The following is a 13,989-nucleotide window of genomic DNA, read 5'->3' as shown; positions in this document are numbered from 1 at the left end:
CGTCGGAGCGGTTGCGTAACGATCCCGCCGGAGCCATTTGGGCAGCGTCGCGTTCCGCAAGGCGCATTCTCTGAAGGAGCATCCCATGGCTTTCGAACTCCCGCCGCTGCCCTACGGCTACGATGCGCTGGAGCCCGTCATCTCGAAGGAGACGATGACCTTTCACCACGACAAGCACCATGCCGCCTACACCAACAAGCTGAACGAGGGCGTCGCTGCCGATCCGAAACTCGAGGGCAAGTCGATCGAGGAAATCCTGGGCATGATCTCGCAGCTTCCGCCGCTCGTGCGCAACAACGGCGGCGGCTATTGGAACCACGATTTCTTCTGGAAGATCATGGCGCCCAAGGGATCGACCCAGCCGTCAGGCAAGCTCGCCGAGGCGATCGACGCCTATGGCGGGCTCGACAAGCTCAAGGAAGATTTCAACACCAAGGGTGCCGGCCAGTTCGGCTCCGGCTGGGCGTGGGTTATCAAGGATAGTTCGGGCGCGCTAAAGGTCACCTCGACGCCCAATCAGGATAACCCCCTGATGGACGATGCGAAGGAGCCGGGCACGCCGATCCTCGGCAACGACGTGTGGGAACACGCCTATTACCTTACCTACATGAATGATCGTCCCGGTTATCTGAAGGCTTGGTGGGACGTGGTGAACTGGGACGAGGCAGGCAAGCGCTTCGACGCTGCCTGAGCGGCCGGAACGCAGGTCACCTAACGAGGGGCGGCTTCGGCCGCCCCTTTTCGTATCGTGCGCCTTTTTCGGTTTGGCGGGGGGTTGCACCGGCCCGAAATCCAGCTAAAGACGCGCCTCCCGCAGCGTTCCCTGATAGCTCAGCGGTAGAGCTCTCGACTGTTAATCGAGCGGCCGTAGGTTCGAATCCTACTCAGGGAGCCAGCGGGACCTTCGACATTGTAGGCTAGGTGGCGGCGCAGCTATCAGCGCGCGGCCCTATCGGCAGTCAGGCGACGAACTGCTCCATCGTGATGCGATCATCGAGCGCGTGCTCGGGATCGAACAACAGCGTCAGCTCGCGCGCGCGATCGATCGCGATCTCCACCTCCGCCACCTCCCGGAACTCGCGTTGGTCGGCAACCGCGGATACTGGGCGCTTGGCGGGATCGAGCACGCGCAGCTTGATCCGCGCCTTGTCGGGCAAGATCGCGCCGCGCCACCGCCGCGGGCGAAACGCGCTGATTGGGGTCAGCGCGATCATCGCCGATCCCAGCGGCAGGATCGGCCCGTGGGCGGAAAGATTATACGCCGTGCTGCCCGCCGGCGTCGCCACCAGGATGCCGTCGCACGCCAACTCTTCCATAACGACGCGATCGTTGACGGTTACTTCCAGCTTGGCCGTCTGCCGCGTTTCGCGCAGCAGCGACACTTCGTTGATCGCCGGCATCGTGTGGACGCGCCCGTCCTGCCCGGTGGCGGTCATCAACAGTGGGGTAACCTTGAACGCGCGCGCGTTCGACAGCCGCTCGTCAAGATCGTGACGCCGCCACTCGTTCATCAGGAAGCCGACCGTGCCAAGGTTCATGCCAAACACGGGCACATTGGCGCGGCGGGCGTCGAGCATCGTATGCAGCGTCTGCAGCATGAAGCCGTCGCCGCCCAGTGCGATCACCACGTCCGCCTCGTCGATCGTGCACCAGTCCCACGCGTCCGCCAGCGCCGCACGCGCCGCCTGGGCCGGGGCGGTAGGCGAGGCGACGAGTGCCCGCCGCGCAAAATGCGTCATCCGCCGGTGACGCTCATGTGTCGCGCCACCGCCGGCGCTTCGTCGACGCCGATGCGGAAATCGTGCCGCGCCGGCTTGCCCGCAATGCCGAGCCGGATCGCCGCGTCGAGCGCGGGTACGCCGCCCTCGCGCAGCGCCGCCTTGAGATCGACCTGATCGTCATGGCCGAGACAGCTATATAAGCGCCCCTCGGTGGTCAGTCGCACGCGGTTGCAGCCGTCGCAGAAGTTCGCCGTCAACGGCGAGATCAGACCCAGCCGTGTTCCGCTGTCGCCCACCCGCCAGTAGCGCGCCGGGCCGCCTGTGCCGGCCAGGTCGCGCTTGAGGTCGCAGTGCGCCGACAGCCTCTCGAACACCGCCGTCAGCGGCACGAAGCGATCGGTCCGATCCTCGTCGATCGCGCCGAGCGGCATCGTCTCGATCAACGTGAGATCGTGCCCCTCGGCGACGCACCAGTCGAGCATCGGGGCGATCTCGTCCTCGTTCAGCCCCTTGAGCGCGACCATATTGATCTTAACCGCGAGCCCCGCGCGCTTCGCCGCCGCAATGCCGCCGAGCACCTGCTCGACGTCGCCATGCCGCGTGATGAAGCGGAACGTGTCGGCATCACGGCTGTCCATGCTGACGTTGATGCGCCGCATCCCCGCCGCCACGAGCGCCTCGGCGTGCTCGGCCAACCGCGTGCCGTTGGTCGTCATGGTGAGTTCGTCGAGCGCGCCGCCGACGTGGCTGCCAAGGCGTTGCGTCAACTCGATCACGTCGCGGCGGACGAGCGGCTCGCCACCCGACAGGCGGATCTTACGAACGCCCAGCGCCATGAAGCGCTCCGCGATGATTGCGATCTCTTCCAACGCGAGCAGTCGATCGCGCGGCAGGAACGTCATCTTCTCCGCCATGCAGTAGCGGCAGCGAAGATCGCAGCGATCAGTCACCGAGATACGCAGATAGCGGATCGTCCGGCCGAAGCCGTCGACCAGATCATCCGCGGCGGCCTGCGAGACTCCCATTGAGGGACAGCTAGGCGCTGCGTATCGTCACGGCAAGGCCCGGGCAGGTGTTGCTGCCGCCCCCGCGCCGCCGTACCACCCCGCCGGTGAGCGACGAACCGACGATCATTGGCACGGTGGCGTGCGACGCGGGGGCGAAAGTTCTGGCAGATCGCATCCGTGCCGCGGGTTGGCAGATTTGCGAGAACGTCGTCGACATTCGGCTGGTCGATGCCCGTTCTGCCATCGACGCCATCGTTGCCGAGGACGCAAGAGCCCTTGCCGACCGCTCCGCCTTGCTTGCCGTTATCGCAGACCAGGCGGCGGCGGCGGCGGCCTATACCGCAGGCGCGACGCATATACTGGTCGGCGAACCCGACGAGCGTGCGCTGCGCGAAGCACTCGCGTTCGCCGGCCGCTACGCCCGCCGGCTGCGCGGCGCCGGACGGACGCGACGCGTCGGCGAGACAAGCGACGGTGCCGCGGCGCGCTTTCTTGCGCCGCTCGAATTGGATGAAGGGGCCAGCGTCGCGCTGATTGCGATTACCCGCTTCGATACCGTCAATGTCGCTTTCGGACGCGACGCCGGTGATAGGCTGCTGCGCGAAGCCGCGGCGCGTATTGCGTCGCTTCTCCCGGCGCGTGCCGTGATCGAGCGCGACGAGGGCGCGCGCTTCATCATCGCTTTCGGGTCTGATCCAGGCGATCGGGCCGCAACAGCCAGGATCGCGGCGATCGAGGCGGCGCTCAATCGCCGTTTCATCGTGGATCAGGCGGAAGCGAGCTTAGGCATTCGTATCGGCGTCGCGCATCGTGCGGCGGGCGAGGACGGCGCAGCCCTAATCCGCCGCGCGCGCGAAGCCCTCGATCGCGCCCTCGGCAGCGATGGCGCGGCCGTCAGGACGGCGCCGCAGCCGCAGACGGCTTCCGATGTTCTGCTGGCCGCCGACCTGCACCGCGCGATCGATCGTCACGAGATCGATATCCTGTTTCAGCCGCAGGTCTCGCTGCGCGTCGGGAAGGTGATCGGCGTCGAAGCGCTGGCGCGGTGGGAGCATCCGGTCCACGGCGTGCTCGGTGCCGCCACCCTCTTCGCCGCAGCCGATCGCGCAGGCCTGGCGACCGCATTGTCCGAACATATCCAGGCGCTCGCGCTTCGCCGCGCGGCCGGCTGGCGAGGCGCGATGGCCGCGCTGCGCGTCGCGGTAAACGTGACCGCCGCCGATCTCGCCCGCGGCGACTTCCCCGACTATTTCCTCGACCTCGTCAGGCGATCCGGGATCGCGCCCTCGCAAGTCACGGCGGAAGTCACAGAGAGCGGCCTCGTCGACGACCTGCCGATCGCTGCCGCCCGGCTCGACGCGCTTCGCGGCGCTGGCCTGCGCGTCGCGATCGACGATTTCGGCACCGGCTATTCGAGCCTCGCCTATCTCAAGGCACTGCCGCTCGATTACCTCAAGATCGATCGCAGCCTGACGCAGGATATCGCAGGTGAGCCGCGGGGGCGGATCGTCGTACGCGGCATCATCGCGATTGCCGCGGGGCTCGGCCTGCGCACGATCGCGGAGGGGGTCGAGAACGAGGACGAGCGCCGCCTGCTCGCCGACGAGGGCTGCGATCTATATCAGGGCTTCCTCTGCGCCGGGCCACTTGACGAACGCGAACTGGCCCAGCTGATCGACACGAAGGACGGATGATGCCGGCTCTGCTGATCCCGATTATCGCTGCGGCCGCCGCGGTCGCATCGCCGCAGGCCGCGATTGAGCAAGCTTTGACGGATAGCGCAAACGGCTGGAACAGTGGCGACCTCGATCGCTTCATGGCACTCTACGCCGACGATGCTGTCTATGTTTCGGGTGCGACGGTGGCGCGTGGCAGGGCCGAGATCGCGCAGCGCTATGCGAAAAGCTTCGCTGCGGGAGCGAACACGCGCGGCACGTTGCGCCTCCAGCCGGTTGCGTGGCGCCCGCTGAGCGCCGTGCACGTTATCCTTGTCGCCCGGTGGACGCTGGCGGGCTCTGCCGCCCCACAGACCGGCCTGACGACGTTAATTTTCGAGCGACGCAAGACAGGCTGGCAGATCATCGCGGATCACAGTTCGTGAGCGGGCGGGTCTTCACGATCGGCTACGAAGGCGCGACAATGGACGCGTTCCTTGCGGCGCTTACAGCCGCAGGCGTGGAGCGGGTGATCGACGTGCGCGCACTGCCACTGTCGCGCCGTCCGGGCTTCTCGAAGTCGATCCTCGCGGCCTCACTTGCCGCCGCCGGGATCGAATACGTCCATCTGAAGGCGCTCGGCACGCCGAAGCGCGGCCGCGATGCCGCCAAGAAGGGCGACGTCGCGACGCTGCGCGCGGTGTATGACGAACAGCTCGATCTGCCCGAGGCACAGGCCGCAGCGGCCAGGATGCGTGATCTCGCCGCCGAAAAGCCGAGTGCGCTGCTCTGCTACGAGCGCGATCCGTGCCACTGCCACCGCACGCTGCTGCTGGCCGCGGAAGGCAGCGGCATGGAGGTCGTCGACCTCTACGCCTGACGGTCGATCAGCCCGCCACCGGCAGGCGCACCGCGCCGCCCCCATCGCGTTCGAGCGGCCCGTACGCAACGACGATGTCGAGCGTTAGCACGCCGTAGAGATGCGGAAACAGCTGCCCGCCACGGCTCTCTTCCCAGCGGACCTGCTCGCGCACCGCGTCCAGATCGACTGCCGCGACGTGTAGATCGTCTTGCCCAGCGAAATGCTTGTCTACGGTTTCGGTTAGCTGCGCGGCGGTCGACAAATGGATGTAACCATCCGCAAGATCCACCGGCGCGCCGGCGAAGCGACCATCGTACTCCAGCGCCGCCATCTGCGCCGCGGTCAGCACCTTGTAGGCGGTCGTCGGCCGGCTCATTCGCCATCCTCCGGGCCGGCCGCCGCATCGTCACCGATCGTCGCACCGGTATCTACCTCGCGCTCGAGTGGCGAGAGATCCTGCGCGACTGCCGCCTCGGCGGCATTCTCGGGCTCAGGTTCCTCGTCGATCCGCGCGCAGCCGACGACGTGCTCGTCATCGGCGACATTGAACAGCCGCACACCCGCCGATCCGCGTCCGATCACGCGCAGCGAAGCAAGCGGCATGCGGATCAGCTTGGCCTGATCAGTCACCAGCATCAGCTGATCGCTCTTGCTCGCGGCGAAGCTCGCCACCACAGCGCCGTTGCGCGCGATGTTGTCGATGTTCGTGATACCCTGCCCCCCGCGCCCGGTGCGGCGGTATTCGAAGGCGGACGATAGCTTGCCATAGCCATTGGCGCACACCGTCAGGATGAACTGCTCCTTCGCGCGCAATTCGGCGAAACGGATATCGTCCATCACGCGGGGCTGGCGATCCATCCCCTCGGCCTTCCACGGCGCGTGCCGCAGGTAATCGTCGCGTTCTTCTTGGTCGGTAATCCCCGCGCGGTGCAGGATCGACAGCGAGATCACCTCGTCGCCCGCCGTCAGCCGCATGCCGCGCACGCCCGTCGAATTGCGGCTCTGGAACTCGCGCACCTCGTCGCCGGCGAAGCGGATTGCCTTGCCCTGCCGCGTCGCGAGCAGCACGTCGTCGTCCTCCTCGAGCAGCGCGACGCCGATCAGCCGGTCGTCGGCATCCTCACCGTCGAACTTCATCGCGATCTTGCCGTTCGACGGCACGTTGGTGAACGCGTCCATCGAGTTGCGCCGCACGTTGCCCTTCGCCGTCGCGAACATGACGTGGAGCTTGCCCCAATCGCCCTCGTCTTCGGGCAGCGGCAGGACCGTGGAGATCGTCTCCCCCGCCTGGAGCGGCAGGAGGTTGATCATCGGACGTCCGCGCGTGTTCGCGCCGCCCTCGGGCAGGCGCCACACCTTCATACGATAGACCTTGCCCGCGGTGGAGAAGAACAACACCGGCGTATGCGTCGAGGTGACGAACAGGCTCGTGACGGCGTCCTCGTCCTTCGTCGCCATCCCACTGCGGCCCTTGCCGCCGCGAGCCTGGGCGCGGAACGCCTCCAAGGGCGTGCGCTTGATATAGCCATGCATGGTCACGGTAACGACCATGTCCTCGCGCTCGATCAGGTCCTCGTCGTCGATCCCATCGGCGGCCGCCGCGATCTCGGTACGGCGCGGGGTCGCGAACAGCGCGCGCACCTCGGTGAACTCATCGCGCATCACCGCGTATAGCTTCACCCGATCCGCCAGGATCGCCAATAGCTCGGCGATCGAACCGGCGAGCGTCTTCAACTCGTCGCCGATCTCGTCGCGGCCGAGCGCGGTTAGCCGGTGGAGGCGCAGGTCGAGGATTGCGCGGACCTGGATCTCGGTCAGGCGATAGGTGTCGCCGGTAACCTCGGTCTCCACCGCCTCGACCAGCTTGATGTAGCCCGCGATCTCGGCAATCGGCCACTCGCGCGCCATCAACGCAGCGCGCGCCTCGGCCGGCGAAGACGATCCGCGGATGATCCGCACGACCTCGTCGAGATTGGTGACCGCGATCACCAGCCCGAGCAAAATGTGCGCCCGGTCGCGCGCCTTCGCGAGCTCGAACTTCGAGCGGCGCGTGATGACGATCTCGCGGAACTGGACGAACGCCGCGATGATGTCGCGCAGGTTGAGCAGCTCGGGTCGGCCGCCGCGGATCGCGAGCATGTTGGCCGGGAAGCTCCCTTGCGCCGGCGTATGTCGCCACAACTGGTTCAGCACCACCTCCGGCGTCGCATCACGGCGCAGATCGATGACGATCCGCACGCCCTCGCGGTTCGATTCGTCGCGGATGTCGCTGACGCCCTCGACGCGCGCGGGCTCGCTGCCGTTCTTGCGCGCCGCCTCCGCGATCCGCTCGACCAGCGCGTTCTTGCCCTGCTGATAGGGAATTTCGGTGAGCACGATCGAGCGCCGGTCGCCGCGCCCTTCCTCGATCACGTAGCGCGAGCGCACGATGATTGATCCACGCCCGGTCTCGTACGCCGATCGCGCGCCGGCCCGGCCGAGGATCATCGCGCCGGTCGGGAAATCGGGCCCCGGGACGATCTGCATCAGTTCTTCGGTCGTGATCGCGCCGTTGTCGATGAAGGCGAGGCAGGCATCGACGACTTCGCCCAGATTGTGCGGCGGGATATTGGTGGCCATGCCGACCGCGATGCCGCCCGCGCCATTGACGAGCAGGTTCGGGAAGCGCGCCGGCAGCACCTGCGGCTCGCTCTCCGATCCGTCGTAATTGGGCTGGAAATCGACCGTGTCCTTGTCGAGATCGTCGAGCAGGTAATCGGCGATCTTGGCGAGCCGCGCCTCGGTGTAGCGCATCGCGGCGGGCGGATCGGGATCCATCGAGCCGAAGTTGCCCTGGCCGTCGATCAACGGCGCGCGCATCGACCAGTCCTGCGTCATCCGTGCGAGCGCGTCGTAGATCGCCGTGTCGCCGTGCGGGTGATACTTACCGATGACGTCACCGACGATGCGCGCGGACTTGCGATACGGCCGGTTGTAGGTGAAGCCGCTCTCGTTCGCCGAGAACAGGATGCGCCGATGGACCGGCTTCAGCCCGTCGCGCACGTCGGGCAGCGCGCGCGCTACGATCACGCTCATCGCGTAATCGAGGTAGCTGGTCTTCATCTCCTCGACGATCGAGATCGGCTGAATATCCGAAGGGTCGGCGAGGACGGTCTCGTCGGTCAAAACGTCACTTTCGAAATGGGATATGTCGGTCACAATGGTCTAGGACGCTGCAACCCGATTGTCACGCGCGCGTACGCACGCGTGAGGGGTCGTCCGTCCCGCCATATCGATTGTTACGGCGTGATCTCTGCGCCGTCCCACGCGAACAGTTTGCCGCTGTCCTGCGGTCGCAGCCCATCGAGTACGTCGAGCAGCTGTACCGCGGCGCGATCGGGCTTGAACAGATCGCGCCCACCCTGCTGGAACGGCTTCGACAGCCGGGTGTCGACCGTCCCCGGATGCAGTGCGACGACGATCCCGCGATCGTTCCGCCGCTTGTCCTCGATCGCCAGCGTCCGCACCAGCTGGTTGAGCGCCGCCTTGGACGCGCGGTAGCCGTACCACCCGCCCAGCCGATTGTCCGAAATGCTGCCGACCCGCGCAGACAGGACCGCGAAGATCGACCGGCCGGTCCGCGGCATAATCGGCAGGAAATGCTTCGCGACCAGCGCCGGGCCGATCGCGTTCACTGCATATTGCCGGGCGAGCCAGGCCGGATCGAGGTCGCGCAGCGCCTTCTCGGGCCCTTGCTCCCTTTCGTGGAGGACGCCGGTCGCCACAATGACGCGGTCGATCTTCCCCGCCCCCGCCGCCGCAGCGGCGATCGACGCCTCGTCGGTCAGGTCGAGTGTCGGGCGCGAGAGGCGACGCACCGACTCGCCTTCCTCTTCAATCGCGTCTGCCAGTGCCCCGCCGATCCCGCCCGAGGCGCCGATGATCACCGTCTTCATGCGCGAACCCGCTAGGCGTGTGCGGCGTTACGTTCAATGTCCGTTCAGCGCCGTTCCTTGATGGAGCCGGCGTACGGCGGTAAGCGCGTCGCCGAGGCGTTGACGCCCCATGAGGAGAGCAGTTTCGATGAAGACCATTTCCCGCGTCGCGGTGGCAGCCGCGCTGATGGCCGGCGTGGCGGGTGTTGCCGTCTCGACCCCCGCGATCGCCAAGGAAAAGAAGGCCGAGCAGAAGGGCCCCGCGCTCAAGCTCAGCAAGGAAGTTCAGGGCGCCGCCGCCGCCGCGCAGGCCGCCATCGCTGCGAAGGATTTCGCCACCGCGGGCACGCAGCTTGCGACCGCGCAGGCCGGCGCGAAGACCGACGATGATCGCTACATCGTTGCCGCGCTGCAGCTGCAGATGGAGGCGACCAAGATCCAGGACGCGCGCGCCGCGAACCAGACCGCTAACGACGCGGGACTGAAGGCGCCGCTCGAGGCGCTCGTCGCCAACCCGAAGACCCCGGCGGTCGACGTCGCCAAGTATAATTATCAGCTCGGCATCATGGCGGCGAACGCCAAGGACAATGCCGGTGCGATCAACTATTTCCAGCGCGCGCAGCAGCTTGGCTACAACGACCCCAACCTGCCGCTGCAGATGGTGAAGCTCAAGATGGACGCGGGCGACGTCGCCGGGGGCTCGGCCGAGCTCGAGAAGGCGATCGATGCGCAGGTCGCTGCCGGCCAGAAGCCGTCGGAAGACCTCTATCGCTACGCGATCGCCAAGACCAACCAGAAGAAGATGGGTCCGCAGACCGCCGGCTGGATCAAGAAGTACGTCGTCGCCTATCCGTCGGCGAAGAACTGGCGCGATGGCCTCGTCACCTACGGCATGACGCAGTCGAGCGCCGTCACGCTCGACAAGGGCCAGAAGGTCGACATGTATCGCCTGATGCGCGCGACCAAGTCGCTCGCCGATCAGTATGATTACGAGACCTACGCGCAGTGGACCTATGATCTCGGCCTGCCGTACGAGACCAAGGCAGTGCTCGAAGAGGGCAAGGCATCGGGCAAGATCCCGGCGAGCAGCGCGTCGGCGAACGACCTGATGCGCGTCGCCAACCAGGCGATCGCGACCGAAGGCTCGCTGTCGGGGGTCGAGGCGAAGGCGAAGGCCGGTGCGAACGGGCGCGTCGCCGCCAACACGGGCGACGCGTATCTCGGCATGAACAATTACGCCAAGGCGATCGAGCTCTATCGTGTCGCGTTGCAGAAGGGTGGCGTCGACGCCGACGCCGTCAACACGCGGCTCGGCATCGCGCTTGCCAATTCGGGCGACAAGGCCGGCGCGAAGACCGCGTTCGCCGCGGTGAAGACGGCGCCGCGCGCCGATATCGCCTCGCTGTGGACGCTTTATCTCGACAATCCGCCGACCGCCTGATCCGGCCGGATTTCGATACGAAAAGGGGCGGCCGCGGCCGCCCCTTTTTTTGTCGGTGCCTACGACAGGCTAGGCGCGGCAGTTCAGCCCTCGTGGTTCTCCCCATCGCCAGTCTCCGCCGGCTCGCCGGCACGGTCGTGGAAAAAGGCTTCGACGGGACCGGTAAGCTTGATCGTCAGCGATCGACCATGACGATCGACCTTCTTGCCCAGCGCTACCTTTATCCAGCCCTGCGACACCGAATATTCCTCGACATCTGTCCGCTCGACGCCCTTGAAACGGATGCCGACGCCGCGCTCCAGCGCGGACCGGTCGAAATGCGGGCTTGCGGGATCGATCGCTAGGTGATCGGGCGGCGTCGCGGTGTTGGGCGTGTCGTTCATGGCCGGCGCGCCTAACCGATCCGCGGGCCGGCCCCAACAAAAAAGCGGCGCGGGAGGTTATCTCCCACGCCGCTCGTCGTCACAGTGAGGCTGCCGTCAGCGACAGACGCGAACCGGTACCCGGCCACCGTAATAGGGATCGTACTGCCACGTGCGGAAACAGCGCGGCCCGCGCCAGCGCGGTCGATACGCATTGTAGTAAGGCTGTGCGTAATAGCCATTGTAGCCATTGTAGCCGTACCCGCCATAACCGCCGCGCCAGCCGCGATTGTTCGACGCGATCGCTGCGCCAAGGCCCAGCCCGACCACGCCGCCGATGATCGCACCCGCCGCAACGTCGCCACCGCGATCATAGCCGCGATGACGCCAGCGCTGCGCATCCGCCGGCGCCGCCGCTGCGAGCGCTGTCGCCGCCATCGCCGTTCCCAATCCTGCCTTCATCAAAAGACCGTTCATCTCGAACCTCCTCTTTACAGTTACGCTCGGTCCGCTCGAAAGGGGAAACGCATGAGGCTGCGAGCGTATGCCACGGTCTCGACGATTCGGGCTGAACCGACCCGGAATGTGGCGTTCATGAGGCGTTTAGGAACTTTGGATGCGTTATTGGCTGCTGCGATCGGAGCCCGATGTTTACGGCTGGGATCATCTTATCGCGGACGGGGACACCGAGTGGGACGGCGTGCGCAACTACACCGCGCGTAATTTCCTGAAGGAGATGACGCTGGGCGACCGCGCTATCTTCTACCATTCGAACAAGGAAAAAGCCGCGGTGGGGACGATGGAGATTACCCGCGCCTGGCGGCCGGACGGCGAGAAGGGTGAATGGGCGTCGGTCGCGGTCCGCCCGCTCGACCGGCTGCCGGAGCCCGTTCCGCTCGCAACGATGAAGGCCGATCCGCGGCTCGCGTCGCTGGAGGTGCTGCGGCAGAGCCGGCTATCGGTAACGCCGGTGCGTGAGGAGGAATGGCGCGTGCTGATGGAACTGGGCGGCCTGTCCGTAGCCAGCTGATCGCATGGCAATCGCCGCTTGTTAACACGAAGCACCGGGCGGCGGCGGCTGCTCTGATACGCCCCTTCACGCCCACCCCGACCGACGTCACTGACGCCGGTCGGGATTGCGCGACGATCAAGCTGCTTCGGCGGTCCGCCGGTGGCGCTTGCGCTCGTGCGGGTCGAGGAAGCGCTTGCGCAGGCGGATCGTCTTCGGCGTCACCTCGACCATTTCGTCGTCGTCGATGTAGGCGATCGCCTGCTCCAGCGTCATCTTCTTCGGCGGAGTCAGGCGGATCGCATCGTCCTTGCCGCCCGAGGCGCGGAAATTGGTCAGCTGCTTCGCCTTCATCGGATTGACCTCGAGGTCATCCGTCTTGGCGTTCTCGCCGATGATCATGCCCTCGTACAGCGCTTCGCCGTGGCCGACGAACAGGATGCCGCGATCCTCGAGCGGGCCGAGCGCGTAGCTGTTCGCCTCGCCCGCGCCGTTCGAAATGAGGACGCCGTTCTTGCGACCCTCAATCGCGCCCTTGTACGGGCCGTACTTTTCGAACAGCCGGTTCATGATGCCGGTGCCGCGCGTGTCCGACAGGAACTCGCCGTGGTATCCGATCATGCCGCGCGACGGCGCGGAGAAGGTGATGCGCGTCTTGCCGCCACCCGACGGACGCATGTCGGTGAGTTCCGCTTTGCGCAGGTTCATCTTCTCGACGACGGTGCCCGAATATTCCTCATCAACGTCGATGATTACGGTCTCGTACGGCTCGGTACGCTTGCCGTTCTCATCCTCGCGATACAGCACGCGCGGGCGGCTGATGCCCAGCTCGAAGCCCTCGCGGCGCATCGTCTCGATCAGCACGCCGAGCTGAAGCTCGCCGCGGCCGGCGACTTCGAAGCTGTCGCGGTCGGCCGACTCGGTCACCTTGATCGCAACGTTCGATTCCGCCTCACGGAACAGGCGGTCGCGGATCATGCGGCTCGTCACCTTGCTGCCCTCGCGCCCCGCCATCGGCGAGTCGTTGACCGCAAAGCGCATCGACAGCGTCGGCGGATCGATCGGCTGCGCCTGGATTGCCTCGGTCACGCTGGTATCGGCGATGGTGTTCGACACCGTCGCCACCGCCAGGCCGGCAAGGCTGATGATGTCGCCGGCGCGCGCCTCATCGGTCGGCACACGCTCGAGGCCGCGGAACGTCATGATCTTCGACGCGCGTCCCGTCTCGATCACCTTGCCCTCCATGTCGAGCGCGTGGATCGGCTGGTTGACCTTCAGCGTGCCCGAGTTGACCCGGCCGGTCAGCACGCGGCCCAGGAAGTTGTCGCGGTCGAGCAGCGTGACGAGGAACGTGAATGGCGCGTCGACGTCGAGCGCCGGCGGCGGCACGTGATCGACGATCTTCTGGAACATCGGCGTCAGCGTTCCCTCACGCCGCGACGGATCTTCGCTGGCGTAACCGTTGCGGCCCGATGCGTAGAGCACAGGAAAATCGAGCTGCTCGTCCGACGCATCGAGCGACACGAACAGATCGAACACCTCGTCGAGCACTTCCTGGATGCGCTCGTCGGGCCGATCGACCTTGTTGACGACGACGATCGGGCGCAGCCCCAGCGCCAGCGCCTTGCCGGTCACGAACTTCGTCTGCGGCATCGCGCCCTCCGACGAATCGACCAAGAGGATCACGCCGTCGACCATCGACAGGATACGCTCAACCTCACCGCCGAAATCGGCGTGGCCCGGCGTGTCGACGATGTTGATGCGCGTGCCTTCCCACTCAATCGACGTCGGCTTCGCCAGGATGGTGATCCCGCGCTCCTTCTCGAGATCGTTCGAATCCATCGCGCGCTCTTCGATGCGCTGGTTGTCGCGGAAGGTGCCGGACTGGCGGAAGAGCTGGTCGACGAGGGTGGTCTTGCCATGATCGACGTGCGCGATGATGGCGATGTTGCGCAATTGCATCGGAGTTCCTGGAATGGCCGCGGTCCTCGCGGCGTTTGCGCGCCGTTAGCCTATTT

Annotated in this window: 14 protein-coding genes and 1 tRNA gene; 7 read left to right on the top strand and 8 right to left on the bottom strand. The window is 66.2% G+C overall.

Features of this window, described 5'->3' with window-relative positions; all coding sequences use genetic code 11:
• Positions 1 to 85: 85 nt before the first annotated feature.
• Both F1C10_RS03065 and F1C10_RS03060 read left to right on the top strand, forming a co-directional pair.
• A complete protein-coding gene (locus F1C10_RS03065; protein ID WP_085809810.1) occupies positions 86 to 691 on the top strand; it encodes a superoxide dismutase in 606 nt (201 codons plus the stop codon).
• 129 nt (positions 692 to 820) lie between these two features.
• Positions 821 to 895, top strand: a tRNA-Asn gene (locus tag F1C10_RS03060).
• Positions 896 to 959: 64 nt separating this feature from the next.
• Here F1C10_RS03060 and F1C10_RS03055 read toward each other — a convergent pair.
• Positions 960 to 1,739: an NAD kinase gene (locus tag F1C10_RS03055; RefSeq protein WP_185208703.1), complete on the bottom strand. Its 780-nt coding sequence runs from the start codon at positions 1,737 to 1,739 to the stop codon at positions 960 to 962.
• The gene (gene moaA, locus F1C10_RS03050; RefSeq protein WP_185208701.1) at positions 1,736 to 2,746 is read right to left on the bottom strand and encodes a GTP 3',8-cyclase MoaA; all 1,011 of its coding nucleotides are present in this window, start codon (positions 2,744 to 2,746) and stop codon (positions 1,736 to 1,738) included. Before moaA ends, F1C10_RS03055 begins: the two co-directional genes overlap by 4 nt.
• A gap of 47 nt (positions 2,747 to 2,793) precedes the next feature.
• Between moaA and F1C10_RS03045 the strand changes: the two genes are divergently transcribed.
• Genes F1C10_RS03045 through F1C10_RS03035 form a run of 3 tightly spaced genes read left to right on the top strand, consistent with a single transcriptional unit; the run spans position 2,794 to position 5,263 of the window.
• A complete protein-coding gene (locus tag F1C10_RS03045; RefSeq protein ID WP_258043031.1) occupies positions 2,794 to 4,422 on the top strand; it encodes a GGDEF domain-containing phosphodiesterase in 1,629 nt (542 codons plus the stop codon).
• Entirely contained in the window at positions 4,422 to 4,829 is a 408-nt protein-coding gene (locus tag F1C10_RS03040) for an SgcJ/EcaC family oxidoreductase (RefSeq protein WP_185208699.1), read from the top strand. Before F1C10_RS03045 ends, F1C10_RS03040 begins: the two co-directional genes overlap by 1 nt.
• Positions 4,830 to 4,867: 38 nt before the next feature.
• On the top strand, positions 4,868 to 5,263 hold the full coding sequence (locus F1C10_RS03035) for a DUF488 family protein (RefSeq protein ID WP_185210035.1): 396 nt from the start codon (positions 4,868 to 4,870) through the stop codon (positions 5,261 to 5,263).
• A 7-nt stretch (positions 5,264 to 5,270) separates the two neighbouring features.
• On the opposite strand, the gene F1C10_RS03030 is transcribed toward F1C10_RS03035, so the two are convergent.
• The 3 genes from F1C10_RS03030 to F1C10_RS03020 form a co-directional block, all read right to left on the bottom strand.
• The gene (locus F1C10_RS03030) at positions 5,271 to 5,621 is read right to left on the bottom strand and encodes a DUF952 domain-containing protein (RefSeq protein ID WP_185208691.1); all 351 of its coding nucleotides are present in this window, start codon (positions 5,619 to 5,621) and stop codon (positions 5,271 to 5,273) included.
• Complete coding sequence (gene gyrA, locus F1C10_RS03025; protein WP_185208689.1) at positions 5,618 to 8,410, bottom strand: DNA gyrase subunit A; 2,793 nt, start codon at positions 8,408 to 8,410, stop codon at positions 5,618 to 5,620. Before gyrA ends, F1C10_RS03030 begins: the two co-directional genes overlap by 4 nt.
• Positions 8,411 to 8,523: 113 nt before the next feature.
• Entirely contained in the window at positions 8,524 to 9,180 is a 657-nt protein-coding gene (locus F1C10_RS03020; RefSeq protein WP_185208687.1) for an SDR family NAD(P)-dependent oxidoreductase, read from the bottom strand.
• 127 nt (positions 9,181 to 9,307) lie between these two features.
• Here F1C10_RS03020 and F1C10_RS03015 point away from each other — a divergent pair, with 127 nt between their 5' ends.
• Positions 9,308 to 10,600, top strand: coding sequence for a hypothetical protein (locus tag F1C10_RS03015; RefSeq protein ID WP_185208685.1), 1,293 nt, complete (start codon positions 9,308 to 9,310; stop codon positions 10,598 to 10,600).
• 83 nt (positions 10,601 to 10,683) lie between these two features.
• On the opposite strand, the gene F1C10_RS03010 is transcribed toward F1C10_RS03015, so the two are convergent.
• Positions 10,684 to 10,983: a DUF3297 family protein gene (locus tag F1C10_RS03010; RefSeq protein WP_185208683.1), complete on the bottom strand. Its 300-nt coding sequence runs from the start codon at positions 10,981 to 10,983 to the stop codon at positions 10,684 to 10,686.
• A 96-nt stretch (positions 10,984 to 11,079) separates the two neighbouring features.
• Positions 11,080 to 11,439, bottom strand: coding sequence for a hypothetical protein (locus F1C10_RS03005; protein WP_185208681.1), 360 nt, complete (start codon positions 11,437 to 11,439; stop codon positions 11,080 to 11,082).
• 139 nt (positions 11,440 to 11,578) lie between these two features.
• Between F1C10_RS03005 and F1C10_RS03000 the strand changes: the two genes are divergently transcribed.
• Positions 11,579 to 11,992 carry an EVE domain-containing protein gene (locus tag F1C10_RS03000; protein ID WP_185208679.1) on the top strand — a complete coding sequence of 138 codons (414 nt, stop codon included), beginning with the start codon at positions 11,579 to 11,581 and terminating at the stop codon, positions 11,990 to 11,992.
• Between the two features lie 117 nt (positions 11,993 to 12,109).
• On the opposite strand, the gene typA is transcribed toward F1C10_RS03000, so the two are convergent.
• On the bottom strand, positions 12,110 to 13,933 hold the full coding sequence (typA, locus tag F1C10_RS02995) for a translational GTPase TypA (RefSeq protein ID WP_185208677.1): 1,824 nt from the start codon (positions 13,931 to 13,933) through the stop codon (positions 12,110 to 12,112).
• Positions 13,934 to 13,989 lie beyond the last annotated feature (56 nt).

The sequence above is a fragment of the Sphingomonas sp. NBWT7 genome (assembly GCF_014217605.1).
Lineage (GTDB): Bacteria > Pseudomonadota > Alphaproteobacteria > Sphingomonadales > Sphingomonadaceae > Sphingomonas.
This window is presented reverse-complemented; position numbering and strand designations above follow the sequence as displayed.

Excerpts from the sequence above, each read along its gene's own strand:
- F1C10_RS03065 (WP_085809810.1), top strand. The coding sequence starts at position 86 with ATGGCTTTCGAACTCCCGCCGCTGCCCTACGGCTACGATGCGCTGGAG.
- F1C10_RS03055 (WP_185208703.1), bottom strand. The coding sequence starts at position 1,739 with ATGACGCATTTTGCGCGGCGGGCACTCGTCGCCTCGCCTACCGCCCCG.
- moaA (WP_185208701.1), bottom strand. The coding sequence starts at position 2,746 with ATGGGAGTCTCGCAGGCCGCCGCGGATGATCTGGTCGACGGCTTCGGC.
- F1C10_RS03040 (WP_185208699.1), top strand. The coding sequence starts at position 4,422 with ATGCCGGCTCTGCTGATCCCGATTATCGCTGCGGCCGCCGCGGTCGCA.
- F1C10_RS03035 (WP_185210035.1), top strand. The coding sequence starts at position 4,868 with ATGGACGCGTTCCTTGCGGCGCTTACAGCCGCAGGCGTGGAGCGGGTG.
- F1C10_RS03030 (WP_185208691.1), bottom strand. The coding sequence starts at position 5,621 with ATGAGCCGGCCGACGACCGCCTACAAGGTGCTGACCGCGGCGCAGATG.
- F1C10_RS03020 (WP_185208687.1), bottom strand. The coding sequence starts at position 9,180 with ATGAAGACGGTGATCATCGGCGCCTCGGGCGGGATCGGCGGGGCACTG.
- F1C10_RS03015 (WP_185208685.1), top strand. The coding sequence starts at position 9,308 with ATGAAGACCATTTCCCGCGTCGCGGTGGCAGCCGCGCTGATGGCCGGC.
- F1C10_RS03010 (WP_185208683.1), bottom strand. The coding sequence starts at position 10,983 with ATGAACGACACGCCCAACACCGCGACGCCGCCCGATCACCTAGCGATC.
- F1C10_RS03005 (WP_185208681.1), bottom strand. The coding sequence starts at position 11,439 with ATGAACGGTCTTTTGATGAAGGCAGGATTGGGAACGGCGATGGCGGCG.
- F1C10_RS03000 (WP_185208679.1), top strand. The coding sequence starts at position 11,579 with ATGCGTTATTGGCTGCTGCGATCGGAGCCCGATGTTTACGGCTGGGAT.
- typA (WP_185208677.1), bottom strand. The coding sequence starts at position 13,933 with ATGCAATTGCGCAACATCGCCATCATCGCGCACGTCGATCATGGCAAG.